This window comes from Rhodanobacteraceae bacterium (assembly GCA_024234055.1).
Classification (GTDB): Bacteria; Pseudomonadota; Gammaproteobacteria; order Xanthomonadales; family SZUA-5; genus JADKFD01.
Genome location: JACKOW010000002.1, coordinates 367,018 through 391,267, shown reverse-complemented (window position 1 = coordinate 391,267; position 24,250 = coordinate 367,018). Strand labels below are relative to the sequence as shown.

Here is a 24,250-nt window from a genome sequence, read left to right as displayed (position 1 = left end):
TATCAGCCTGGATCAGGCGGCCGGCTTGGCTTCTGCAGCCGCTACCACGGCTTCAGTGACCTTCGGGGCAGCAGCCTTCTTCGGCGTAGCAGCCTTCTTCGGAGCAGCAGCCTTGGGAGCAGCAGCCTTCGGAGCAGCAGCCTTCGGAGCAGCAGCCTTCGGAGCGGCAGCCTTCGGAGCGGCAGCCTTCGGAGCGGCAGCCTTCGGAGCGGCAGCCTTCTTCGGTGCGGCGGCGCGGTTGCCCGCATCCAGCGAACGCACGGCCTTGCTCAGTTCGTCCACTCGCTTGGCCAGTTCTTCCAGCTCTTCGCGACCCGGAATGCCGAGCGTGCCCAGCGCCTTGGACACGCGATTCTCGAACACCTGCTCGAGGCGGTCCCAAGTGTCAGAGGCTCGTTCCTTGACCTGTGTAACGGTGGTTTCGACCATGCCGCGCACTTCCTCAACTTTGTTGCCGGTCAGCTTGCGCGTTGCCTTTTCCAGCACTGCGCCTTCCTTGACCAGCGTCTCGTAGAACTTGCCGCTCTGCTCCTGTGCCTTGGAGAAAGCGCCCAGGCCTGCCAGCCAGATCTGCTCGGCTTGTTCCATGACGGCCTTGGCGGTGTTCTTCAGCGAATTGTCGCTGGCGGAATCCTTGCCCTTGGCCTTGAATTTTGAACCCTTGGAAGTTTTCATCTTGACCCTCTGCTCGTTCCAGCCTCGCCCCGCTTCGCCAGGTGCGAAGCGCAGGAATGTGGGGGCATGGTGCGGCCCGGGGCTAGAATATTCACACTATGCAAAGGCCATTTGACGCGGTTTTTCGCTCAAATCGCGCTTGCATTCTCAGTGAATTGTTCGATATGGGCGGTCTTGCGGCGTGAAATGGGCGCGCGCTTGCGGCCTTCCTGCAGGCGCCGAGTCCGTTCCAACGCTCGGGTGAGTTCGTTGAGCGAACGGTCCAGGCGTGACAGCAGGGTCGAGTTCGGCGGCCGGGTGCCTTCCAGTCCGTCCCATACCGTGCGCTCGGTGTCTTCGAGGATGTCCTCGCGCAGGCTCAGGCCATGGCGCTCCAGCACCGGTGTCAGCTGTTCGCGACGGGCTCGCAGATCGGCCAGCGTGGTGGCATAGGCGTGTTCGCACAGTCGGCGCCGACTGCGGAAACTGAAGACGTTGGTGAAGAACATCTCGGCGTCATCCAGATCTGGCTGGAACAGCACCAGATCGGAGTGATCGTAGGCCTTGTCATACTTGCCGAAGCCCACCCGCATGCGCGAATACAGCATCGCCCGGATGGTTTGCGAAATGACTCGGGGAAAGCCGCCATCGACCAGGCTGGCCGGCGGTTCATCGCCGCGATCACGCATGCGCGAAGCGTCGAAGGGCACCAGGGGGTTCAATGCCAGCAGCAGGTCGATGTCCTCATCCAGGGCAATCGACGCATGCAGTGTGCGTTGCAGGGCGCCGTCGACGTAGTAGCGACCATTGATTTCCACCGGAGGATAGAAGCCCGGCAGCGCCGAACTGGCCTGGACCGCCTTGGAGATAGGCACGGTGTTGTCGGTGCCCGTGCCAAAGCGCACGGCGTGGCCGGTGTCGATGTCCACGGCCACGACATACAACGGGCGATCCAGCTTGCGGAAATCGTTGCTGCGGCCGGGTGCATTGAAGATGCCGCTGAGATAGCGCTCGATCCCCTCGTTGTCGAACAGTCCGGTGGGAATGGCCGCGCCCAGACGGCCCAGGGATTCGCTCCAGCGTACCGAGCGCGGATGCAGGGCCAGATCAACGAGCCAGTCGGCCAGGATTCCCGGCACCGAGCTCAGGCGCTTGATGTATTCGTAGAAAGCCGGCCTCAGGAAGTGCTCAGGACGGAACTGATGCTCGGGTGATTCCTCGGTGATGAACATGCGGCACATTTCGGCCGAATCGACCCGGTTTGCAAGGCCTGCGGCGAGGAAGGCGCCCGAACTCACACCGACGTAAACGTCCAGCCGGGTCAGGTCCAGCCCGTCTATGGCCTCGTCCAGCGCCCGCAGGGCGCCCATTTCGTAGATGCCGCCGATCGGGCCACCGCCGGCCACCGCCAGGCCTATCCGGTGGGGCGTGCTCAATGAACGGGTTCGACGCGCTTCCTGCAAATGCAGCATTCTGGTGCATCCCTGATTCTGATCGCGCCCGATTGTAGTCGTGCCGGCTTTGACAGTTCGCTCGGCGTGCGCGCTTGTTTACCTTCTGCATGCTGCCGCAGGTGGAGTGTGCGATCTATTGCGCTGGCGCAAACTATGTCCATGAACGATCGAGAATTTTTGCCGCCGCAGGCGCGTCGCCCCACGCTGAAGTGGGCTCTTCGCTGCGTCTGGCTGGCGCAGCTGGCAATTCTGGTGTGGGTGGCGCAGACGCTGCATGCCCATGGATGGACCTGGTTCGGCGCCACGTTGGGCGTGGTTCTGTTCTGGGTGCTGCTGCAGGGATCGCTGCTGGCCTTCCCCTACCTGTTGAAGTGGTGGTTGGGAGATTGGCCCTCGACGATCCGGGGATCCTGGCGGCAGATGCTGCGCACGCTGGGTGTGGAGGCCGCTTGGATGACGCGCTTCTACCTGATCGAGCATCCCTGGCGACGGGCGCCGATGCAGCTGCACCCTGGGGAGCAACGCCTGCCGCTGCTGCTGGTGCACGGATTTCTCTGCAATGGTGCCGTCTGGAATCCGCTGGCAGCGGATCTGAGGGCGGCGGGGCGAAGTTTCGCCAGCGTTTCCCTGGAGCCGAGCTACCGCGAGTTTGAACAGCAGCTGCGCGATCTCGATGCTGCGGTGTCGATGTGGCTGGCCGCCACGGGCGCCTCGCGATTGATCCTGATCGGGCACAGCATGGGCGGGCTGCTGGCACGGGCCTACGCTGATCGCCATCCGCAGCGCTGCGCAGGCGTGATCTGTGTGGCGGCGCCGCATCACGGCACTTATCTCGGCGACTGGTTCCACGGGCTGGAGGGCGGTCCGCCGTCGCCGCGCTGCCGCTGGTTGCAGGCGTACAACGCCGGCAGCCAGGAGAGAATCGCCGTGCCGGCCTTGAATCTGTGGAGCGCCGACGACAGTATCGTGCTGCCCGCGAGCAGCGCGCAGCTGGCCGCCACGCCCGAGGATGCTCTGCATGGCCACGGCCACATGGCGCTGATCGCCGCGCCTGCAGCGCGCGCCCGGTTGTTGCGTGCGCTGGGCGATATCGAAGCCAGTCTGGAGCCAGCGCCGTGAGATCAATCGCCCCACCATCGATGCCCGCAGACAAGGCGCCGCGGCCATGAGCGCCATCGGTGAACGCCTGCGCGCGCTGCTCAACCGCTTGCAGCAGCAACACCAGCGATCCGGTGCCGATCCCGACGTGGCCCGGCGCCTGGCGGCGTTGCGGGCCTGGCAATCGCGCCGATTGGCGGCCAGCTATGCCGACATCCGCCTGCAGCCTCGATTTGCTGCGGCCTGCGAGTTCTTCCTGGCCGATCTTTACGGCGAAGGTGATTTTGCCGACCGTGATCGGGCGGTCGAGCGCGTCGTGCCGATCATGATGCGGCTGTTGCCTGAAGGTGTGCTCGCCAGTCTGGCGCGCGCGATCGAGCTCAATGCGCTCAGTCAGGAGCTCGACTACGGCATGGCCGCAGCACTGCCTGGACATTGCGTCCACGCCGATGCCATCACCGATGTTGATTACGCCGCCGCCTATGCGCTGTCAGCCGAGCGTCAGGCGCGTCGTAGGCAGCTCGCCCTGCTGCTGGTGCTGGGGCGCGAGCTCGACCGGCTGGTGCGCAAGCCGATGCTCTCGGAATTGCTGCACCTGTGCCGATGGCCGGCGCGAATGGCTGGTCTCGGGGCGCTGCAGAGCTTCCTCGAGCGCGGCTTCGACGCCTTCGGCAAGCTCGGTGGCGCGAATGTGTTCCTGGGGACCATCCTGCTGCGTGAGCGTGCTTTCATGCGCGCCATCGACCGCGTGCTCGACGGCAATGCCCAGCTGCGACTTCAGGATCCGAATTCCTGGTCCAGGTAGCGCCCGATCTCCTGCTCGATGGCCGACTTGATCGGCAGCAGCAACCAGCTGATGTCGGCATGCACTGACACCGAATCGGCCTCCACCGCGATCTCGCCCTCCACGCCCGTGCGCGAGAACTCCAAGGTGTTGCGATTCCATCGAGCGTCGATGTCGAACTTCTCGCGAATGTGTCTGGCGACCTTGTCGACGGCCTTCTTGGCCTTGGTGACGCCCAGTTCGTGCTGCCGATGCATGCGTATAGTGGCCATATCGAGCCCTCCCTTGCCCGGATCAGGTCAGGGTTGATTATGATGAAAGCCAAGTCCCGTGGGGAGCATTCTGTGCGCATCTGTCTTGCTGTGTGGTTGCTGGGGGCCGCATGGCCACTTCTGGCACAGGATCAGCCGCGTCCGCAGCCTGCTGCGGCGGTGACGGAAATCAGGTCAGGCCAGGCAGCGGCAAGCGCCGCGGGCAAGGCTGAAGCGACGACGATGACGCTCAGCGGGCAACTGTCGCTGAGCAGTGGCGGCCGACCGCTGCGCAGTGAAGAAGCCCAGGACGCAGTTGTCTACTTTCGCCCGGACTCGGCCATCGCCCCCATCGTGCCGACGACACCCTTCGTCATTGCCACCGAGCGCAAGACCTTTGTGCCCCGAGTGCTGCCGATACCGGTCGGGGCCAGCGTGCGTTTTCCGAACAATGATCCGATCCTGCACAATGTCTTTTCCAGCACCCGGGAGGCGAGTTTCGACCTCGGTCTTTACGGGCGCAGCGAAGGCGAAAGCTATCACTTCACTCAGCCAGGGGTGATACGGGTGTTCTGCAATGTGCATCACGCCATGGTCGCCTACGTATTGGTGCTCGACACGCCGTTTTTCGGCAAACCCGATGCCCAGGGGCGATTCAGCCTGAAAGGAATTCCTGCCGGCCCCGGTGAACTGTTCGTATGGCATGAACGTTCGCAGCTCTGGCGGAGTAAGATCAGTGATGGTGCAGATACCGAGGTCAAGGTGCAGCTGGATTTGAGCAAACGGCGGGTGCCGCCCCACCTCAACAAGACCGGTCAGCCCTACCGGAGGACGCGTGCTGATGAGTACTGAACGCGGATTCAGGCTGCCTCTGGCCGCGCGCATTTTCTTCGCGAGCGGCATCATGGTGGCCATCGCCGTGGCGCTGGCGGCGCTGGTGACCTTGCAGTACGGCCGCAAGGCCGGAGAAGACGCCGTCGATCACAGCCTGGAAGCGGCCAACAATGCCCAGGAACGATTCGAGGCATTGTCTTTCCAGAAGCTCGACATCGTGGCCAAGACAATCATCAACGATGCCAGCTTCGTTCGGTACGTGGCCACGGCGACGGTGGGCAGCAGCGGACTGAATGAGCTTGGCATCGCGTCAGCGCCGGACGCTCCGGCGGTAGCGGCGACGGAACCCGATGAGTCAGGGAGTACCGAACAGCCCGCCAGCCTGCCGCCCCCGGAGCCGGATGCGGACAGCGCATCGGTCAAGGATCTGCTGACGCAGTTCGGCGACAGCTATGACGTCAGCTTTGGCATGGTGCTCGACGCCGACGGTCGGGTGGTCGCCCGTACCGACGAGCGCGAGGCCTTTGCCGATGATCTTTCCGACGATCCCCTGTTCGGCACCATGGTCAAGGACATCGTCGGGGTCACCGGCTACTGGCGCAACGGTCTGGCCTTGCTCCAAGTGTCGGCGCAGCCGATGGTGTTGCAGGACGAACTGGTCGGATTTCTGGTCATCGGCGTGCCGGTGGATGCCAGCGTGGTCAAGCAGGTCCGCGAAGTCAGCGGCGGCGAAGTCGCCTTTTGGGTGATGGATGAGGACAAGTTGCGGTTGATCGCCACCTCGGTCGACGACAACGCGGCTTCCCTGCTGAAGGAATCCATTGCCCGCATCGAGCCGAAACTGGTGGAGGCCTTGCAGGCCGGCCGTTCGTTGCCGAGGGTGCGCGATCTCTCGTTGGGAGCCAAGACCCTGGCAGCCAGTCTGGCTCCCCTGTTCGGACAGCCCGGGGATACCGTGGGCGGCGTGATCACCATGACCTCCATCGACACCGCGATGGCGCCGTTCCAGTCCATCCGCAACGCCGTGCTGCTGGGTGGACTGATTGCGCTGCTGCTGTCGTTGGCGGTGTCCTGGTGGCTGGCGCGCCGTGTGTTGCGACCCGTCTCTGAATTGATCGAAGCCGCTGAACAGGCGGCTGGGGGCAACTATCACCAGCAGCTGACCATCGAAGGCAACGACGAGGTGGCGAGGCTCGGTCGTGCCTTCGACTCCCTGCTCAGCGATCTGCGTGAGAAGAAGGACATCGAAGGCTACGTCGGCCATCTGTCGCGCTTCCTGCCGGATCCGGGCGCTGAAGTTCAGGTGCTGTCGGCGGCGCCGGCTCCCAAGCCCGTCACCCGGCGCGAATGCGCGCTGGTGGGTCTGGAGCTGCGGCGTTTCCTGCGTGCGCCCCCCAAGGGTGAGGAGGCGATCACGCTGACCGCTCTCGGCCAGTTGATTGAAGAGGCGGTCGCCCGTGCCCAGGCGGCGGGTGGCGAACTGCTGGAGCAGGAAGGCCCCAGATTGTTGTTCGGCTTTGGTGGCGAGTCCTCCGAACTGCGGGCGCTGGCGGCGGTCAGCGCCTGGTGGGAGGGCCGCATCGGTTCCAGCGACAACGGCGCGGCTGCAGCGCTGGCGCTGGGCGAGATCGTCCATGGCTCATTGCCGGCGCGACCGGAATCGAGCGCCACCATCGGATTGCCGGTGCTGCAGGTCGAGCGTCTGCTGGCCGAGACGCCGGTGGGCCAGATCTTGCTGTCGCCAGCCTTTGGCGAGCGCATCAAGCGCATCGGCCAGACCGGCGTGCTGCGTGCTGCACAGGGTCAGAGCAGCGGCAAGCGCTTTCTGTCGATTGATCGTCCCAGCCTGGGCGAGGTGGCGCGGCTGGCGCCCGGACTATCCCAGGCCACGGTCATGCTGGGGGTGGATGGCGCCGCTACCCAGGTCGCTGGCGCTGCCTCTCCGATGGCCGCGGATCAGTCTTCGACCCGTCTGGCCCTGGGTATGCGCTTCGCCGGTCGTTACGAGATTCTCGCCGTGCTCGGCGCCGGTGGCATGGGCATGGTCTACAAGGCGCGCGACACCGACCTGTCCGATGTGGTGGCGCTGAAGATGCTGCGCCCGGGGATGGTCATTGATGCCGAGCAGTTGGACGCGCTCAAGGTGGAGCTCAAGCTGGCGCGCAAGATCACCCATCCCAATGTGCTGCGCACCTATGACTTCGGCGAGTTTCAGGGCGTGCCCTACATCTCGATGGAATATGTGCGCGGCCTGACTTTGCGCTATCTGCTGCAGCAGGCCGGCAGACTGCCGTTTTCGGCGGCCTTGCGCATTGCCCGCCAGCTTTGCATGGGCCTGGACGCCGCGCATCAGATGGGCGTGATCCACCGCGACATCAAGCCGGAGAACATCATCATCGAGCAGAGCGGCAATGCCAAATTGATGGACTTCGGCATTGCCCGCTCCGCCGGGCGCTCGGATTCCAGGCATACCCAGCCGGGTACCTTCCTCGGCACACCCAACTACGCCTCGCCCGAACAGCTGTCGGGTTCGGATCTGGATCAACGTACCGACATCTATTCCACCGGCGTCATGCTGTGCGAGATGTTCTGCGGCAAGCTGCCCTTCACCGGCAGCAACACCATGGAACTCTATGTCGCCCATCTGCAGCAGCAACCGATCAAGCCCTCCGAAATGTGGCCCGACATTCCGCGGGCCCTGGAAGAGGTGATTCTCAAATGTCTGGAGAAAAGGCCCGAGGATCGATACGCTTCGTCTGCGGACCTGCTGGTGGCCTTGTCCGGACTGCGGGCCTGAGGGGGCACGAATGCGAATGTCGAGCTTGGGCGTCATTCTACTGGGCATCGGTCTGGCCGGCGCTGCGTGCTCGGCATCGGCGCAGTCAGCAGGGGTCGAGGATGAGCGGGCACCGGCGTCGGCCGTGGTCGACTGGTACGGCGACCTGCGAGTGCGCGGGGAACGAACCACCGACATCCCCGGGCGTGCCGATGATCTGGAGCGCGTGCGTGCCGCGGTGAGATTTGGCGCTCGCTTCATCAGCGACAGCGGCTGGGAGTTCGCCGCCGCCGCAAAGCTCGGCGCCGGCAGCGACAGCAACGATGACAACCGCCGCAATCTGGACAACGAGAAGTCCAACGGTGCCGGCCTTGATGAACTGTATGCCGCATACAGTGCCGGCGAGAGCACCTTGTTCAGGCTGGGCAAGGGCCGCATGCCGCTGGTGTTGACGCCGCTCACCTGGGATCGGGATCTGCGCCCGATCGGCGCCAGCATCGAGTATTCGGCCACGGTGCGCGATTTCGATGCCTTCCACCTGACCGCCGGTTATTTTGCCGGCGATCACCTCTACGGAGACGAATCACGGATCGGCGCCCTGCAGATCGGATATGGCTGGCTGGAAGGCGGTGAGACCGGCTTCAGCACCTTTCTGAGCTACCTTGATTTCACTGACATCGACGTGCTGGCGCGCGAGGGCCTGGGGCGCACCAATCGGCGCATCGGCAATCGCTTCATCAGCGACTATCGTTTGCTGGATCTGCAGTTCATCGGCCGGGTGCAGGCCTTCGAGTCGCCGCTGGTGGCGCGGCTCGATCTGGTGCGCAATCTGGGCGCAGACGATCAACGCGATGGCGCCCGCTTCAGTCTGATCTGGGGCGATGCCGACCAACTCGGCGGCTGGGAACTCGGCTATGCCTACCAGCGTGCCGGGCGCGATGCCGTGCTGGCCGCCTTCTCGGAAGACGACTGGTGGTTCCACAGTTTCGCGCGCGGATCCATGCCCTGGGTGGCCTATGGTTTCAGCGAGCGCCTGACCCTGCAGGCCTCGGCTTTCATCGAGCGCCGCGACGGAGTCAGCGACTATACCGATCGTTGGCTGCTCGACCTGCGCTCACGCTGGTAGTCTTCGCCCATGACCCACTTCCAGAGCCCCTGACGCAGCCGATGAAGATCAGCTTTCCCGGCGGAGAAAGACAGGACTTCCAGGCCTCGGAAGGCGTGTTGCGCGTGGGTTCGGCGGCCGACAACGACATCGTGCTGCCGGCCGCCAAGCAGGTGTTGCCACATCACCTGGAGCTGCGGGTCGAACCCCGGCGCGGCATCACGCTGAGTGTCAGCGATGCCAAGGCCTCGGTGCACGTCAATGGCCGACCGGTGCGCGAGAAAGCCATCCTGCGACTGGGAGACATGATCGGCGCCGGCGATGTGCGCATGGTCATGCGCCCCGATCAGGACCGCACCGAGAAGCCGCCCAAGGCCGCCTCGGACAACGAAACCCGGCAGCGCCACACGCCGCCTCGGGTGGTGCTGCGCGGCGTCTCCGGCGGCTATTTCGGCAAGGTCATTCCGTTGCGCTCGAAGACCGTCATCGGCCGCGGCAGCGATTGCGATCTGGTCTTGAACGAGCCGGAAATGAGTCGTCGTCATGCACTCATCGAGAACACGCCCGAAGGCCTGTTCCTGCGCGACCTGAGCTCTGCCAATGGCACCTTCGTCAACGGCACCTCGGTGCGCGACACCGTGCTCAAGCCCGGCGACCAGTTGGCCTTTGACCAGAACCGATTCCTGATCGAGGCGCCGGGTTACCTGGTGCAGATGCCCGGCGATGAACCCATGAATGCCGGCCAGATCACCCAGGTGCAGCGGCCGCTGGTGATTCCGCCACCTGCGGCGCGCGCCCAGGCGAACGAAGACGATGGCGAGAACAGCGCGGTGGACTGGATCATCATGACCGCCGCCGTGGTCACCTTGCTGGCGCTGGCCGTGCTGGTCTACCTGGAGTTCGGGCGCGCCGTCTGAGTTTCTACACCATAGCTGCGCTCGATCCGGGTGATCTCGACTCGATATCGGCGATACCACTCACGTCGGCCCCGTTCCTGGGCCTGCACATGCTCGGGGTGAGCACGCCAGCGCGCCAGCGAATCGAGATCAGGCCAGTACGACAGTGCAATTTCCTCACTGCCTTCGGTCAATGCGTGAAACTCCAGACAGCCGAATTCGTTCAGCGCCAACTGCCGCATCCGGTCCGCCGTGGCGCTGTATTCGGCGTCGAGCTGATTGATCTCTGCGCGGAAGATCACGACGTACATCGCTTGCCCCCGAGGGCCACAGGCCCTGACATTCGGAAGACCCGATCATGCCTGCATTGACCCTGATCCAGCAGCCAGAAAGCGCGCAAATGGCCACCTTCGAGGGCTATGTGCGGCAGGTGTTCCCGCGTGCCAGCTTTGCCGCTTGGATGGATTGGGGCGAGTGGAATGAGGACTATCGGGCGCTGGCTCTGGTGGCCGACGCCGAGATCATCGCCAACGTGTCTCTGACTCGAATGAATCTGCATCTGCAGGGAGAAACCGTGAGAGCGTGGCAGTTGGGTGCGGTTGGTGTGCTTCCGTCATGGCGCGGCCGAGGATTGTCGCGGCAGTTGATGGAAGCGGCCTTGACGATGACCTCCAGCGATCCCGTGCTCCTGTTCGCCAATGCCAAGGTGCGTGACTTCTATCCACGCTTCGGTTTCGCTCCCTGCACGACGGCGACCTTCGTGGCCGACCACGCGTGCGATCCCGACGACTGCCCGGCCCCTTCGCTTCCGGCCGAGGCGCCCACGACGCGCGAACTGATCCACCATCTGGCCGAATCGGGCGTGACCAGCACCGGGCGTTTTGGTGCGAGCGGATACGGGCGCACGCTGACCTGGTATCTGGCCAATCGATGGGTGCCCGATCCGCGGCAGCTGGATCCACAGACGCTGGTGTTTTGTCGGACCGAGGGGGATTGCCTGGTGCTTGACGACATCCTCGCAGCGAAGCCCTTTGATCTCGGCGCAGCGCTGCCGCGCCTGATCAACGCGCCCATCCGCAGCATTCGTTTTGGCTTCACGCCAGAACTCTGGTGGCGGCAGGACTGCAAGGTAGGTACAGACGACGACGCCCATCTCTTTGTCAGAGGATTCGCGCCGGCCGCGCCGCAACGCTTCCCGGTTCTGGCGCGAACCTAAGCCCAATCGCGATCGCTGCAGCGGCTGCGACCCTGACGGAGCGCCTGCTGCAGAGCGTGATGCGCGCGCCTGAGCAGCCGGTTGGATTCCAGTTCGTCGCCGCTGCCGGTGGCCATGCCGATTCGGGCGCCGGCCTGCACCGGCTTGCCGCCCAGCTGCAGGGGTTCCTTCAGCGCTTCGAGCATGCGATCAGCCAGGCGGTGTGCAGCGAAGGGGTTCTGCATGTATTCGGCAATGATCAGCCAGGTCGAGTCCTTCAAGCGATCCACGCGATCACTGCGCCGGGCGCAACGGCGAACACGTTCCGCGAAGGCTTGCAGCGCCTGTTCGCTGGCCGCTACGCCGAGGGTGGTACGCAGACGTTCCGCTTCGCTGAAATCCACGCAGAGCACGGCAAGCGTGACCGAATGGGCGCGGGCGCGATTGACGGCATCGTTCAGATGCGCGCGCAGCGATTCCTGCGCGGCCAGCGCGGGTACCGGATCGAGCAGGCTGGATGGGCAGATCGGGGAACTGAGCACGGGCGACAACATTCCGCTTTTCGCGACGGTGGCGCAGGATAGCAATCTGCGGCGCCAACGCGCGCCACTTGGCGATGCGCTGCCCGTGCTTCCTTGGCAACGCCTGGCCCCATCGAGGAAGGAACGGGTACGGATCCATGTTGACTACGCTGGCCATCGCCAACTATCGCTCGCTGCGTGACCTGACCCTGCCGCTGCAGGCACTGACGGTGATCGCCGGGGCCAATGGCAGTGGCAAGTCCAATCTCTATCGGGCATTGCGCTTGCTGGCTGAGACCGCGCAGGGCAATGTCGTGGGTGCACTGGCGCGCGAAGGAGGGCTGGCCTCGACCTTCTGGGCCGGTCCCGAGCGCTTCAGCCGCGGCATGCGCGCCGGCGAAGTGCCGGTGCAGGGCGGTCCGCGGCAGCAGCGACAGCGTCTGTTGCTGGGCTTCGCCTCGGAGGATTTTGGCTATGCCATCGACTTCGGCATACCTCCCGCCGGTGTCAGTGCCTTCAACCTGGATCCGGAGATCAAGCTGGAATGCCTCTGGGCGGGCCCGGTGCTGCGCAGCGCCAGCGTGCTGGTCGAGCGTCGCGCCCGGATGGTTCGGGCCCGCGCCGGCCGCGACTGGCGGGTGCTTGAGGCGCATGTGCCAACGGGCGAAAGCATGCTGTCGCGCGCCTTTGATCCCCAGGCTGCGCCGGAGCTCCTGGCCCTGCGCGAACGCTTGCGCAACTGGCGCTTCTACGATCACTTCCGCACCGATCCGGATGCGCCGGCGCGGCAAAGCCAACTCGGTACGCGCACGCCGGCGCTGGCGCACGATGGGCGCGATCTGGCAGCTGCCCTGCAGACCATTCGCGAGATTGGCGATGCCTCGGCACTGGAGGCTGCCGTCGAGGACGCCTTTCCCGGAGCTGAACTTCAGGTGCATTCGCAGCAGGGGCGCTTCGAGATCCGCTTGCGGCAGTCGGGCCTGCTGCGGCCGCTTGGCGCCGACGAACTCTCCGACGGGACCTTGCGCTATCTGTTGTGGATCGCCGCGCTGTTGACGCCGCGGCCACCGCCGCTGATGGTCTTGAACGAGCCCGAGACCAGCCTGCATCCGGATCTGCTGCCGGCGCTGGGCCGCCTGATCGCCGATGCCGCCACGCGCACCCAGGTCTGGGTGATCTCGCACAGCCCCCGGCTGATCGCCGCGCTGGAACGCGGTGCCGGCTGCACCACGCTCACCCTGGAGAAGGAACTCGGCGAGACCCGCGTCGCCGGCCAGGATCTGATGGACGTGCCGGCCTGGCGCTGGCCGGAGCGCTAGCCCGCATTTCTCACACCTGCGCGAGCAGATGCCCCCTGGCGTCTGTCAAGCAAGGGATCGGCGGGTCTCCGATTGCATGCACCCACCCACATCGTGAGCTGTTGATGCGTCGTTGCGAGCCACCTGTGTCGGGTGTGGGCCCGACGCTGCGCACAGGCCATGAACTGCAAGTTCGCCCGTAGGAGCGACCTCGCGTCGCGACCGGCACCGCGACGACCCCGTCCTGAGGCAGGTCGCGGCAAAAAATCCGGACGCAGAGAACGCGAAGGAAGAGCAGAGAGAACACGAAGAAAAGCGTGAACATCTTCGATCTCCCCGGAACACGGTCGTGCGTAGCCCGTTGTGCCGCGCAGCGGCTCAGCGGGGCGCTTTCGCGTCACCGCCCGCAGAGCGCTGCACGCACTTCGGGCTACGACAGGCGGTTTTGCGTCAACTTAGTCAATTCAATGACTTGCGATATGGGTTCATGGAGAGGCACCTGTTTCGGCCTGAAACTGCCCAGGGGCCATGAACCACAAGCTGCCTGTAGGAGCGACCTCGCGTCGCGACCGCCAAGCCGCAGATCCGCAGCGGTGGTCGCGCCACAAGGGCGCTCCTACCAGTGGACGAAGCCGTCGCTGCGCTTATGGGGACGACAAATCAATAGCTTACGATATGGGTTCATGGAGAGGCACCTTTATCAGCTCCACACTGCGCGCCGGCCATGAACGACGTTGCGCAATCGGAGCGGCTCTGAGGAGGGATGCGCGCCTGGGCGGCCGCGCCTGATTGCCTCGCAAGGCAGAACGGCGCACTCGCCTGAACGACTTTCACGGCAACCTGTGCCTGTCGGGTCGCGACACACGTTCGTTCTCGTCCAATGGTGGAAGGGGGGCTTCAACGCTGAGAGCGTCGAGGACCGCAGAGAACGCAGAGAAAAATCCAGGAATGCTCTGCTCTTCTTCGCCTGTTTTCTGCTTTTCCTTCGCGTTCTCTGCGTCCTGTTCTTGTTGTCGGCCCGCTCTGATTCTGAGTGTTCGCGGTCGGCCACGCTGCGCTCTCAGATCTCGCCCGTCTGCAAACGCCACAGCCTGGCATATTGACCGTCGCGTGCCAGCAACTCCTCATGGCTGCCCGATTCGATGATGCGGCCGTGATCGAGTACGTGGATGCAATCGGCGTGGCGCACGGTCGACAGCCGATGGGCCACCACCAGCACGCTGCGGCCCTGGGCGGCGCTGCGCAGCGAGTGGGCAATGGCGGCTTCGGTTTCGTTGTCGATGGCGCTGGTGGCTTCGTCCAGCACCAGGATCAGCGGATCGCGATAGAGGGCGCGGGCCAGGGCGATGCGCTGGCGTTGCCCGCCCGACAGTTCCGAGCCAGCTTCGCCGACCGCATGCTGATAGCCGCCGGGCAGGGCGACGATGAAGTCGTGGGCCTCGGCGGCGCGGGCAGCGGCTTTGATCCGGGCAGGGTCGGGCGCGCCATCGCCGTAAGCGATGTTGTCGGCCACGCTGCCGTCGGTGAGAAAGGGCTCCTGGGCCACGAAAGCGATGCGCTGGCGCAACTGACCCGGATCGATGCCCCGGATGTCCGCGCCATCCAGCCGGATGTGTCCGGACTGCGGGTCGAGAAAGCGCAGCAGCAGCTTCAGCAGTGTGCTCTTGCCGCTGCCGGTGCTGCCAACCAGAGCCACGGTGGCGCCGGCAGGCACGGCAAAGCTGACACCCGCCAGCGCCGGGCGCTCGCCGTAAGCGAATTCGACGGCCTCGAACTGCAGCTCGCCGCGTGCAGGGGTTGGTAGCTGACCGGTCGCGCGCACAGGCGCCGGTGTCGCCAGCAGGTCCAGCACGCGATTGACCGAGGCCATGGCACGGTTGTAGAGATCGGTCATGTCGGCCAGTCGGGTCATCGGCCACAGCAGCCGCTGGGTCAGATAGACCAGCGCCGAGTAGCTGCCTACACCGAGTTGGCCCTGCAACGTCAACCAGCCGCCGTAGAGCAGCGTGGCCACGAAACCGATCAAGATGGCCAGGCGGATGACCGGCGTGATCGCAGCGGAGAAGCGGATGGCCTCGGCATTGCTGGCGCGATAGCCGTCGGAGGCTGCGCGCAGATGGCCGGCCTCGAAATCCTCGGCGGTATAGGCCTGGATGGTGGCCATGCCGCGCAGATTGTTGTCCAGACGCGCCGACAGCGTCGCCGCCGCCTCGCGGGCGGCGGCATAGCGTGGACCCAGTCGGGCCTGAAACCAGAAGGCGCCGATCACGATCAGCGGTATCGGCAGGATCGCCAGTACCGCCAGCGTGGGTGTCATCACGAAGAACACCGCGCCGACCAGCAGGGACGACACGAACACTTGGATCAAGTCGTTGGCGCCGGTGTTGACGAAGCGCTCGACCTGATTGATGTCCTCGTTCATCAGCGCCATCAGCCGCCCGCTGCGGGCGCGGGCGATGGTGTCGGGTGGCAGCTCTTGCAGATGCTCGTAGGCCGCCTGCCGCAAGCCATGCTGCAGATCCTGCGCCAGCCCGCGCCAGTTCACCGCGTACAGATACTCGAACAGCGATTCCAGCGCCCAGATCACGATGGTCAGCGCCGTCAGCCACAGCAGCTGGGTCATCGGTTCGACAATGCCCAGGCGCGCCAGGAAGGACTCCTTCTGGTTGACGACCACGTCGACGGCGACGCCGATCAGGATCTCCGGCAGCACGTCGAAGACCTTGTTGAGCGTCGAATACAGGCTGGCCCGGAAAGCCCGCGCCCGGTGCGGCGCGGCGTAGACATAGAGGCGTTTGAGCGGGTGCTGCGCAGCGCTGGAGTTCATCGGCCGGAATCGTCAGGAATTGCCGCGGACACTGCCTGCATGCGCCGTCAGCGGCAAGATGTTGAACTGCGGATTGACGGGCGAAATGCTGGCGCTACAGCCACCGCGAAGCCAGTGGACATCCCGCGGCCAGGGCTACTCCGGCGCCAGTTCGATCAACACCTCATTGCGGCGAAACGGCGGCAATACCCAGGGCGCGTTGTAGCGCGCGGTCCAGGGATCGCCTGCAGTGGCGATTCCGGCAGTTTCCAGCTGCCGCCTGAGCTTGGACTCGGCCTTCGCGAACTGGGCTTCGGTGCCGCGACCAGAGAAGCGGATCGCGGCCACCCGTCGCGGCGCGATGCTGCGCAGTTGCACTCGTGGATCGTCGGGCCGCGGCAGGGAGGCGATGCTGGAATCGGCCGGCATGTAGAAACTCATCCGCCAGCGTCCCTCGCCCTCCGGTTGACTGCTGATGGCATCGGCCGCCTCCGGATAGGGGCGGGAGTCGGGCGCCATCGCCACCGGCGCGGTCATGGCGATCTTCTGCCGGTCCTGATTGCCGCCGAAGATGTAGTTGGCCAGACGTTTGAATCCGGCATTGCCCGCATCCCGGAAATCGCCGCCATCGACGATCGTCTCGGCGACGATGACGCGGTCGTAGCGGCGGACTTCGGCTTGGTCGCCAAGTACCTGTTCGACCTGGTAGGGGACTTGTTCGGTGGCCATGAGTTTCTCCGCCGGCAGCGCCGCCAGGGTGAGCAGCAACATCACTGATCCCTGGCGGGCACTCATCGTTCACTCCAGAAGGTCGGGCATGGATTCATCGCCGTCCTCTTTGCAGGCCGGGGCCGGCCGGCCTCTTTCCGCGGACATGCGGTTCATCAGGGAAGAGTATCGATGCTGCGCTGTGCAGACGCGGTCAGTGCCCGCCATCGGTGCTCCGCCGGCCGACGAAAAAATCCTTGGCGGAGTGATGAAAATTGCGTGAAATCCGGCGTAGCATCGGCGCGCCTGCGGGCCCGTCGTGGGCGCGCCGAAGACGCGTTCGAGGACAGCCGAGATGGCCTCTGGCAACAAACTGACGGTGTACATCCTCATCGCGCTGTTGCTGGGCGCGCTGACCGGTCTGGTGATCAACGGCAGCGTCGCCGATCCGGGAGCCACCGTGCCCTGGTTCAGCATGGTCACGACGATCTTCCTGCGCCTGATCAAGATGATCATCGCGCCGCTGGTGTTCGCGACGCTGGTCGTGGGTATCGCCAAGATGGGCGACGTCGGCACCGTTGGCCGTGTCGGCATCAAGGCGCTGGTCTGGTTCGTCGGTGCCTCGCTGATGTCCCTGCTGCTGGGCCTGGTGCTGGTGAATCTGTTTCAGCCCGGTGCACACATCGGCATCGAACTGCCCGGCGCCGAGGCTCAGACCGACATCGTTGCCACGGGCATGAGCCTGCAGGATTTCATCACCCATCTGGTGCCGAGCAGCATCGTTGACGGCATGGCCAGGAACGAGATCCTGCAGATCGTGGTCTTCGCCGTGTTCTTCGGCGTGGGCTGTGCCGGTGTGGGCGAGAAAGCCAAGGTGCTGGTGGATGCGCTGGAGGGTTTGTCCTATGTGATGTTGCGGATGACCCTGCTGGTGATGTGGTTCGCGCCTTTTGCCGTATTCGCCGCGGTCGCGGCGGCCATTGCCAAGAGCGGCGCCGAGGTGTTTCTGGTCTATGGCCGCTTCATGGCCGAGTTCTACCTCGGCATCGTATTGCTCTGGTGCCTGTTGTTCATGGCCGCCTGGGCAGTGATCGGCAGGCGCGCGGTGGCCCTGTTCAAGGCCGTGCGCGAGCCCACGCTGCTGGCCTTCGCCACCGCCTCCAGCGAAGCGGCCTATCCGAAGACGCTGGCGATGCTGGAGAAATTCGGTTGCAGCAATCGCGTGGCTTCCTTCGTGTTGCCGCTGGGCTATTCCTTCAATCTCGACGGCTCGATGATGTACTGCACCTTCGCGGTGATGTTCATCGCCCAGGCCTACGGGATCGATCTCAGCGCCGGGCAGCAGCTGACGATGCTGCTGATCCTCATGGTGACGTCCAAGGGCATGGCTGGCGTGCCGCGGGCCTCGCTGGTGGTCATCGCCGCCACGCTGTCGCAGTTCAACATCCCCGAGGCCGGATTGCTGCTGCTGCTGGCCGTGGACCACTTCCTCGACATGGCGCGCTCGGCCACCAATGTCATCGGCAACAGCGTGGCCACCGCGGTGGTGTCGCATTGGGATGGTCAGCTGCGCAGCGAGGCCGAGGTCAATGCCGAGTTGTTGCATGCCGTGGGTGAGGATCAGCCGGCGTAGCGGAAGCAGCGGAGCGAGCTCCGCTCTACCAAAGCCGCGGTGCGCGAAGCTGTTGTAGTGCCGAGCTTGCTCGGCAGGGAATGCGGCTCTTCGGCCGGGATGGAAAGCACAAGACCAGCCAAAGCAGCGGAGCAAGCTCCGCTCTACGAGAGCCGCGGTGTGCGAGGCTGTTGTAGTGCCGAGCTTGCTCGGCAGGGAATGCGGGTCTTCGGCCGGGATGGTAAAACACAAGACCAGCAAAAGCAGCGGAGCAAGCTCCGCTCTATCAGAGCGGCAGTGCGCGAAGCTGTTGTAGTGCCGAGCTTGCTCGGCAGGGAGTGCGGCACTTCGGCCGGGATGGTAAAGCACAAGACCAGCCAAAGCAGCGGAGCAAGCTCCGCTCTACCAGAGCCGCGGTGCGCGACGCGCCGGCGCCTCGTCAACGCGGTAGCCTAGTCCCCTCTCATGGCATCGGGCGGAAACATGCGCGCATCCTGCATCGCGGCTCTGGCGGTCTACAGCTCGGCACTGGCGGCCAATCCGGTTCCCGACACGGCGCTGAATGATCTGGACTGGCGTCTGGTTGGACCTTTTCGCGGCGGCTGGAGCACCGTTGCGGTCGGCGTGCCCGAGGCGCCCGATACCTATTACTTCGGTGCGGCGGGTGGCGGGGTCTGGAAGACCACCGACAGCGGCAAGAACTGGCACCCGATCTTCGATCAGCAGGCCGCATCGGTGGGTGGTCTGGCCATCGCGCCGAGCGATCCGCAGGTGATCTATGTCGGCACCGGTCAGCCGCAGGCGCGCTACGACACCGCGGCCGGCGATGGCGTCTACGGCAGTCGCGATGGCGGACAGACCTGGAGCCATCTTGGTCTGTCGCTGACGCGTCATGTCGGGGCGATTTCCGTGGATCCGGCCGATGCCAATACCGTGCTGGTGGCGGCGCTGGGCCCGCTGTATGCACAGAGCCCCGATCGCGGCGTCTATCGCAGCAGCGACGGTGGCCGCTCATGGACACGCACGCTTGCCATCGACGATGCCACCGGCGTGGTTGATCTGGCGCGTGATCCGGTTCATCCGCAGCGCATCTACGCGGCTGCGTGGGAATGGCGCAACTATCCGTGGATGAGTTACTTCACGCCCATGGTCGGCAAGAGTAGTGGCATCTACCGATCCGAGGACGGTGGCCTGAGCTGGGCGCGACTGCAGGGCGAAGGCTGGCCCGAAGGCGCTCTGGGCCGCATTGGTCTGGCGGTGGCCGCCCACGGCAACTCCACCCGCATCTACGCCGTGGTCGATTCGGAGGAATCGGGCGGCCTCTACCGCTCCGATGACGACGGTGCCCATTGGCAGCGGGTACAGGCCAATCCGGAGTTGGGTTCGAGCTACATCGGCCGGGTGACGGTGGACCCGAATGACGCCGATACGATCTACATCATGGATCGCTCGATCCGCGTATCGCACGATGCCGGCATGACCTTGGGCTGGCTGCGTGGTTCGCCCGGCGGCGACGACTATCACGACCTGTGGATCAACCCGCAGCACCCGGAACACATGATCGCCGCCAGCGATCAGGGCACGGTGGTCAGCAGCAACGGCGGCCAGACCTGGAGCGACTGGTACAACCAGCCTACCGGTCAGTTCTACTGCCTGCACGTGGACCAGCGCTCTCCCTACTGGCTGTATGCCGGCCAGCAGGACAATGGTTCGGTCGCCATCACCAGCCGCTCAGACTACGGTGCCATCAGTTTCCGTGACTGGCATCCGGTGGGCGCCGACGAGCGCGATTGTGATGTGCCCGATCCGGACGATGCCAACATCGTCTACGGCAGTGGCCTCGGCGGCCGGGTAGGGCGTTTCGATGCGCGCACTGGCGATGTGCAGAACATCGGCCCTTCGCTCATCAACACCTACGGCCGCGATCCGCGCACCATCGAACACCGCTGGGCCTGGATGACGCCGCTGACCATCAGTCCGCAGGCGCCACACGCGCTCTATCTGGGCGCCCAGATCCTGTGGCGCAGCGATGACCGCGGCCAGAGCTGGCGCGTGATCAGTGGCGATCTGACCGGCAAGACCCGTGAGGCTGCCGATTGCCAGGGCGAGGTCGCCCAGGCCGATGCCAAGGCCTGTGGCTTTGGCGTGATCTACACCATTGCCCCTTCCCCGCACGACGCCGAGGAAGTCTGGGTGGGCACCGACAGCGGTCTGCTGCAGCGTACGCGCGATGGTGGCCGGAGCTGGGACAATCTGACGCCCGCGGCCGTGCCCGAATGGGGCATCATCAGCCGTATCGAACTGTCGGCGCTGGATCGGAATACGGTCTATCTCGCTGTGGATCGCCACCGGCTGAACCAGTTCGCGCCGATGATCCTGCGCTCCCATGACGGCGGTCAGAGCTGGACCGACATCAGCACCGGTTTGCCGCCGGGCGAGATCAGCAGTGTGATCCGGGCCGATGCCGAGCGGGCGGGTTTGTTGTTTGTCGGCACCGATCGCGGCGTCTACACCTCCCTCGACGATGGCGCGCACTGGCAGCCCCTGAACAGCCAGCTGCCGGTGGCCTGGGTACGCGATATGCGCGTCGTCGGCACTGATCTCGCCATCGCCACCCAGGGTCGCGGGCTGTGGATCCTGGACAACATCAGCCGATTGCGGGCGTTGGCGCAGGATGCCGACCTGGGCGCGCCGCGGCTGTATCCGCCGGCGCCGGCCACCCGTTTGCGCCAGAACCAGAACAAGGACACGCCGCTGGCCGCGGAGATTCCGCTGGGGCGCAATCCGCCCACCGGCGCGCTGATCGAGTACTACCTGCCGAAGCCGGCCGGCAAGGTCGAGCTGCGTATCCTCGCGGCCGACGGCAGCCTGGTCCGCCAGTTCAGCAGTGAGGATCAGCCCGAGGATCTGCCGTCGGAGCAGTATTTCTCCGACCTCTACCGGCGACCGCGTGGCGCCTTGCCGCTCACGGCCGGCAGCCATCGCTGGGTCTGGAATCTGCGCCATCCGCGACCGCTGGCACTGAACTACGACTTCACCATCGCCGCCGTACCCGGCATGGACACCGAACGCCTGCCGCAAGGGCCGCTGGCTCTGCCCGGCAGCTACACCGTGGAGCTGATCGTCGATGGCCGCAAGCAGAGCGCACCGCTGTCGGTGCAACTCGATCCGCGCCTGGATCTCGATGCATCCGAGCTGCAGCAGATCCTGGCCTTCAATCAGCAGATCGGGCGAACCCTGGCGAGCGCGATCGAGCGCATCCGCCAGCTCAACGCCGATCTGGACGCGCTCGCGAAGGCGCCGGCGAAGACCAACATCGAGGCGCATATCGCCGCGATCAAGGCCGAACTCGACGGCAGATCCGGACAACGTGGCCTCAAGGCCTGGGCCGGCATTCTCGCCGACTTGGCTACGGACGCGGAGAGTGCGGAGCGTTTGCCCACCGCCGCGCAACAAGCCTTGCTGAGCACGGCGATCAAGGCCCTGGACGCCAGGCTCGCGAGTGGCTGAGTGATTCGGGCGGCGGATGTGCCAGCCCGGGACCTTCTCCCCGCGGCCGGGGAGAAGGTGAAGCCGGCGACGCTGAGCGTGGATAGGTCGACCAGCCGTTGTGGCCTCAGTCGCTCAGGCGCGAGATGGGCGTCGCTTGCCGGGCCCAGCGGGTGGCGTCCGTGGCTCGCATCAGGGCATGGACGTCGATGCTGCTGGCCGCGGCCGAATCAGACAGATGCAACTGCAGCGTTCCCGCGGCAAAGGACTGCAGCGGCGTGGTCGGGCAGCCCGGACACGGCCCGCTGAAGCCGGTCAGTTCGATGGCCGGAAGCAGGCCGGCTGCAGTGGCCTGGGTGCTGCCGATCAGCCAGCGTCCCTGACCGTCGTTGTCGTAGGCGTAGAGCACGGCGGCCGCGACCACGGCGCCGGGATTGGCGCCGGTGGCCAGCGACAAGCCCCAGCCGGCGTCGTCCGGACTGAACCACAGCCCGGTGTAATCGGGTAGTGCCGCTGCCTGAGCATATTGGATGGGCTCGACGCACCAGCTCACCCGGCGTTGGTCGATCACCAGGTCCAGCACCGCCAGTTCGCTGGCATCGCTGCGATCGGTGCCGTCGCGGCAACTGGGATGAGATGCCGCGTTGTCGAAACGCAGCGTCAGCAGCGTGGCGCTGTCCGGCAGTGAGCGCTGCCTCGGCGCACGGGTCAGCGCGTAATCGTAACGGTGCAGTTCCGGCGCGAATGCCTGACCCAGCATCGCGGCCGTACCGAGGTACCACAGCGGGGCGCCATCGCCGCCGTAGGTGTACAGGATCAGCGCGTACTGATCGTCGGCCCGTTGCAGATCGAAGCCGTGCCCTGGCCGCGAACGGTCCCACCACAAGCCGCGTGTGGGTGCAGCGGTGGTCATATGCTTGGGCCCCAGGCCCTCCGCGATGACGTCGGGGAGATCTCCCCTGCCGTCGGTGGTTCCGGACAGTCGATAGCCGTTGGCCAGGTTGCCGTCGTGGCAGTCGAGACCGCGCTTGACGCAGGAATCGAGCACGGTCTGCAGCACTTCATGGTGCCAACCGTTCATCCAGTCGCCGTGCAGCGACAGGCCGCCGGCGTCGGTGGCCGTCACCGTGTACATATCCGACGCCAGTCGCCAGCCACGCGAGCTGCGGGTGGTCGGATCGGCGTTCTCGGGGCGCACGCCAAAGGCATAGTGATAGCTCACGCGCAGGATCGGCACCGGATGCGTGTCAGGGCAGAGCGTGGTCTGCCCGACGGTGATTGGATAGGCAAGGTGGCTCTTGTGGTCAGCGCTGTCGAGATCGACACCGTTCCAGCAGCTGGGGAAGAAGATGTCGAAGCGCAGCCGGTCTGGCGCCACGCATTCGGGAATGGTCGCCGACCAGCGCGGATTTCCGGCATCACTGGAGTTCCAGGACTGGCAGTGCCAGCGCACGATGCTGCTTGATTGCGGCGTGCCGCCCGGCATCACCCGCATGTCGCCGGCAATCATGCGCAGGCCGGTCGGGATCGGCTGGATCGCGCTGAGATCGTCGATGCCGGCGGAGTAGTAGAAGACCTCGTGCGCCTCCTCGTCATTGCCGACCACCGCCGGGACCACAGTCCAGGCCGGCTGGCCGCGCTCGTCAAGTGCGCGCTCGCCGTTGGTGTACAGCGGCGCCAGCAGGGTCGGTACCCAGTAGGCGCTGCGATTCAGGCGGTTGCCCTGGCAGCTGGATACGTGGCCATCGTGAACGTCCTCGGCGGCGTACAGCGACTCGATGGTGGTGGCGTAGCTGAGACCCAGAAAACCGTAGAAACTGTGCTGGTGGGCGGCATAGGCCTGGCCCGGAAACACGATCGGATCGTCGTAGGCACTGTGGGCAAAGGCGCAGTTGATGCGGAAGATGCCGCGCCAGCTGTTGGGCGCTGCAGCGGCGGGTTGTTGCGTGGTGGGAATCAGATCACTGTTGGCGCCGGCATACACGCTGGTGACCGTCCAGCTGTGGGTGATGGCCGGTCCGCGCTGACCGTCCAGGGTATAGGCACGCACGGCGAAACGGTGGCTGCCCTGCGCCAGCGCCAGCAGCGTATGCGGGCTGCTGCAAGGGGCGAACGCGGCATCATCGAGCGCGCACTCGTAGCCCTGCACAGCGCCGGCGCTGAACTCGAAGCGGGCGTAGTCGTCGCTGCTGGTGTTGGCCGGCTCATGCACGAGCACGGTAACCGGCGCCGACTGCGCCTGGGCCAGGCTGGCGGTCAGGAGCAGCAGGCAGCCAGGCAGAATCCACAGGCTTTTCATTGCGCTGCTCCCGGCTTCTGGGGTCGCTGCGGCCGATCCGGTCGTGGATGCGCTTGCCGCCAGGCCTGCAGGCGCTCGAACTGCGCCGGTGACAACAGTGTGGCCAGTTCGCGATCCAGCGATTCGCGTCTGGCCATCCGCTCGGCGCGAGTCGATCGTCTGCTGGCTTCGCGGTCAGCGCGTGCCTGCTCGAACAATGAGCGCACCGGTGCCTGCTGCTCCGGCGTCAATTCCAGCGCCTGTACCAGCTCGTCGAGGGCCGGTCGTGGAGCCGCTGGTGCAGCCCAGCTCATGGAGCTGGCGAGCAGCAGTGCAGCGAAGGTGTGCAGCCTGTTTGCGGAGTTGAACATGGTGATGTCCCTGCTTGGGCCGGCGATCTCCGGCAAGCAGACGATCGGCAACTTCTGTGCTTCGAATTCGAGCACGCGGTGAGGAAATTGTGGAGTTTGCTGACGCCGCCTGTTGCGCAG

19 protein-coding genes are annotated in these 24,250 nt (G+C 65.2%); 10 read left to right on the top strand and 9 right to left on the bottom strand.

The window, feature by feature from the left end; genetic code table 11:
- Positions 1 to 12 precede the first annotated feature (12 nt).
- Positions 13 to 675 carry a phasin family protein gene (locus H7A19_05970; protein ID MCP5474371.1) on the bottom strand — a complete coding sequence of 221 codons (663 nt, stop codon included), beginning with the start codon at positions 673 to 675 and terminating at the stop codon, positions 13 to 15.
- Between the two features lie 128 nt (positions 676 to 803).
- On the bottom strand, positions 804 to 2,126 hold the full coding sequence (locus tag H7A19_05965) for a patatin-like phospholipase family protein (protein ID MCP5474370.1): 1,323 nt from the start codon (positions 2,124 to 2,126) through the stop codon (positions 804 to 806).
- A gap of 141 nt (positions 2,127 to 2,267) precedes the next feature.
- Between H7A19_05965 and H7A19_05960 the strand changes: the two genes are divergently transcribed.
- Together H7A19_05960 and H7A19_05955 are read left to right on the top strand one after the other, a co-directional pair.
- Entirely contained in the window at positions 2,268 to 3,227 is a 960-nt protein-coding gene (locus H7A19_05960; protein MCP5474369.1) for an alpha/beta fold hydrolase, read from the top strand.
- 46 nt (positions 3,228 to 3,273) lie between these two features.
- Positions 3,274 to 4,011 carry a hypothetical protein gene (locus H7A19_05955; GenBank protein MCP5474368.1) on the top strand — a complete coding sequence of 246 codons (738 nt, stop codon included), beginning with the start codon at positions 3,274 to 3,276 and terminating at the stop codon, positions 4,009 to 4,011.
- Here H7A19_05955 and H7A19_05950 read toward each other — a convergent pair.
- Entirely contained in the window at positions 3,984 to 4,262 is a 279-nt protein-coding gene (locus H7A19_05950) for a polyhydroxyalkanoic acid system family protein (GenBank protein ID MCP5474367.1), read from the bottom strand. The two genes, H7A19_05955 and H7A19_05950, sit on opposite strands and share 28 nt — an antisense overlap.
- Positions 4,263 to 4,304: 42 nt before the next feature.
- On the opposite strand from H7A19_05950, the gene H7A19_05945 reads away from it, so the two are divergent.
- Genes H7A19_05945 through H7A19_05930 form a run of 4 tightly spaced genes read left to right on the top strand, consistent with a single transcriptional unit; the run spans position 4,305 to position 9,873 of the window.
- Positions 4,305 to 5,093 carry a hypothetical protein gene (locus H7A19_05945; GenBank protein ID MCP5474366.1) on the top strand — a complete coding sequence of 263 codons (789 nt, stop codon included), beginning with the start codon at positions 4,305 to 4,307 and terminating at the stop codon, positions 5,091 to 5,093.
- Complete coding sequence (locus H7A19_05940) at positions 5,083 to 7,872, top strand: protein kinase (protein ID MCP5474365.1); 2,790 nt, start codon at positions 5,083 to 5,085, stop codon at positions 7,870 to 7,872. The genes H7A19_05945 and H7A19_05940 overlap by 11 nt, the downstream gene beginning before the upstream one ends.
- 16 nt (positions 7,873 to 7,888) lie before the next feature.
- Entirely contained in the window at positions 7,889 to 8,977 is a 1,089-nt protein-coding gene (locus tag H7A19_05935; protein ID MCP5474364.1) for a hypothetical protein, read from the top strand.
- 41 nt (positions 8,978 to 9,018) lie between these two features.
- Positions 9,019 to 9,873, top strand: a complete 855-nt coding sequence (locus tag H7A19_05930; protein MCP5474363.1) for an FHA domain-containing protein — start codon at positions 9,019 to 9,021, stop codon at positions 9,871 to 9,873.
- Here H7A19_05930 and H7A19_05925 read toward each other — a convergent pair.
- A complete protein-coding gene (locus tag H7A19_05925) occupies positions 9,846 to 10,163 on the bottom strand; it encodes an antibiotic biosynthesis monooxygenase (protein ID MCP5474362.1) in 318 nt (105 codons plus the stop codon). The genes H7A19_05930 and H7A19_05925 overlap by 28 nt on opposite strands.
- 47 nt (positions 10,164 to 10,210) lie before the next feature.
- On the opposite strand from H7A19_05925, the gene H7A19_05920 reads away from it, so the two are divergent.
- Positions 10,211 to 11,068, top strand: coding sequence for a GNAT family N-acetyltransferase (locus tag H7A19_05920; GenBank protein ID MCP5474361.1), 858 nt, complete (start codon positions 10,211 to 10,213; stop codon positions 11,066 to 11,068).
- Here the strand turns inward: H7A19_05920 and H7A19_05915 are convergent.
- Positions 11,065 to 11,589 (bottom strand): GGDEF domain-containing protein, encoded by a 525-nt coding sequence (locus H7A19_05915; GenBank protein ID MCP5474360.1) that lies wholly within the window; start codon positions 11,587 to 11,589, stop codon positions 11,065 to 11,067. The genes H7A19_05920 and H7A19_05915 overlap by 4 nt on opposite strands.
- Before the next feature lie 137 nt (positions 11,590 to 11,726).
- Here H7A19_05915 and H7A19_05910 point away from each other — a divergent pair, with 137 nt between their 5' ends.
- Positions 11,727 to 12,887, top strand: a complete 1,161-nt coding sequence (locus H7A19_05910) for an AAA family ATPase (GenBank protein MCP5474359.1) — start codon at positions 11,727 to 11,729, stop codon at positions 12,885 to 12,887.
- A gap of 1,039 nt (positions 12,888 to 13,926) precedes the next feature.
- Here the strand turns inward: H7A19_05910 and H7A19_05905 are convergent.
- Positions 13,927 to 15,693, bottom strand: a complete 1,767-nt coding sequence (locus H7A19_05905; GenBank protein ID MCP5474358.1) for an ABC transporter ATP-binding protein — start codon at positions 15,691 to 15,693, stop codon at positions 13,927 to 13,929.
- Between the two features lie 135 nt (positions 15,694 to 15,828).
- Positions 15,829 to 16,467 carry a heme-binding protein gene (locus H7A19_05900; GenBank protein MCP5474357.1) on the bottom strand — a complete coding sequence of 213 codons (639 nt, stop codon included), beginning with the start codon at positions 16,465 to 16,467 and terminating at the stop codon, positions 15,829 to 15,831.
- 268 nt (positions 16,468 to 16,735) lie between these two features.
- Between H7A19_05900 and H7A19_05895 the strand changes: the two genes are divergently transcribed.
- Entirely contained in the window at positions 16,736 to 18,013 is a 1,278-nt protein-coding gene (locus H7A19_05895; GenBank protein ID MCP5474356.1) for a dicarboxylate/amino acid:cation symporter, read from the top strand.
- Between the two features lie 462 nt (positions 18,014 to 18,475).
- A complete protein-coding gene (locus H7A19_05890) occupies positions 18,476 to 21,502 on the top strand; it encodes a hypothetical protein (protein MCP5474355.1) in 3,027 nt (1,008 codons plus the stop codon).
- A 106-nt stretch (positions 21,503 to 21,608) separates the two neighbouring features.
- Here the strand turns inward: H7A19_05890 and H7A19_05885 are convergent, their stop codons facing one another.
- Together H7A19_05885 and H7A19_05880 are read right to left on the bottom strand one after the other, a co-directional pair.
- On the bottom strand, positions 21,609 to 23,780 hold the full coding sequence (locus tag H7A19_05885) for a DUF1996 domain-containing protein (protein MCP5474354.1): 2,172 nt from the start codon (positions 23,778 to 23,780) through the stop codon (positions 21,609 to 21,611).
- Positions 23,777 to 24,130 (bottom strand): hypothetical protein, encoded by a 354-nt coding sequence (locus H7A19_05880; protein ID MCP5474353.1) that lies wholly within the window; start codon positions 24,128 to 24,130, stop codon positions 23,777 to 23,779. The genes H7A19_05885 and H7A19_05880 overlap by 4 nt, the downstream gene beginning before the upstream one ends.
- Between the last annotated feature and the right edge of the window lie 120 nt (positions 24,131 to 24,250).

Coding starts and splice junctions, on each gene's coding strand:
- H7A19_05970 (MCP5474371.1), bottom strand. CDS start 675: ATGAAAACTTCCAAGGGTTCAAAATTCAAGGCCAAGGGCAAGGATTCC.
- H7A19_05965 (MCP5474370.1), bottom strand. CDS start 2,126: ATGCTGCATTTGCAGGAAGCGCGTCGAACCCGTTCATTGAGCACGCCC.
- H7A19_05960 (MCP5474369.1), top strand. CDS start 2,268: ATGAACGATCGAGAATTTTTGCCGCCGCAGGCGCGTCGCCCCACGCTG.
- H7A19_05955 (MCP5474368.1), top strand. CDS start 3,274: ATGAGCGCCATCGGTGAACGCCTGCGCGCGCTGCTCAACCGCTTGCAG.
- H7A19_05950 (MCP5474367.1), bottom strand. CDS start 4,262: ATGGCCACTATACGCATGCATCGGCAGCACGAACTGGGCGTCACCAAG.
- H7A19_05945 (MCP5474366.1), top strand. CDS start 4,305: ATGAAAGCCAAGTCCCGTGGGGAGCATTCTGTGCGCATCTGTCTTGCT.
- H7A19_05940 (MCP5474365.1), top strand. CDS start 5,083: ATGAGTACTGAACGCGGATTCAGGCTGCCTCTGGCCGCGCGCATTTTC.
- H7A19_05935 (MCP5474364.1), top strand. CDS start 7,889: ATGTCGAGCTTGGGCGTCATTCTACTGGGCATCGGTCTGGCCGGCGCT.
- H7A19_05930 (MCP5474363.1), top strand. CDS start 9,019: ATGAAGATCAGCTTTCCCGGCGGAGAAAGACAGGACTTCCAGGCCTCG.
- H7A19_05925 (MCP5474362.1), bottom strand. CDS start 10,163: ATGTACGTCGTGATCTTCCGCGCAGAGATCAATCAGCTCGACGCCGAA.
- H7A19_05920 (MCP5474361.1), top strand. CDS start 10,211: ATGCCTGCATTGACCCTGATCCAGCAGCCAGAAAGCGCGCAAATGGCC.
- H7A19_05910 (MCP5474359.1), top strand. CDS start 11,727: ATGTTGACTACGCTGGCCATCGCCAACTATCGCTCGCTGCGTGACCTG.
- H7A19_05905 (MCP5474358.1), bottom strand. CDS start 15,693: ATGAACTCCAGCGCTGCGCAGCACCCGCTCAAACGCCTCTATGTCTAC.
- H7A19_05900 (MCP5474357.1), bottom strand. CDS start 16,467: ATGAGTGCCCGCCAGGGATCAGTGATGTTGCTGCTCACCCTGGCGGCG.
- H7A19_05895 (MCP5474356.1), top strand. CDS start 16,736: ATGGCCTCTGGCAACAAACTGACGGTGTACATCCTCATCGCGCTGTTG.
- H7A19_05890 (MCP5474355.1), top strand. CDS start 18,476: ATGCGCGCATCCTGCATCGCGGCTCTGGCGGTCTACAGCTCGGCACTG.
- H7A19_05885 (MCP5474354.1), bottom strand. CDS start 23,780: ATGAAAAGCCTGTGGATTCTGCCTGGCTGCCTGCTGCTCCTGACCGCC.
- H7A19_05880 (MCP5474353.1), bottom strand. CDS start 24,130: ATGTTCAACTCCGCAAACAGGCTGCACACCTTCGCTGCACTGCTGCTC.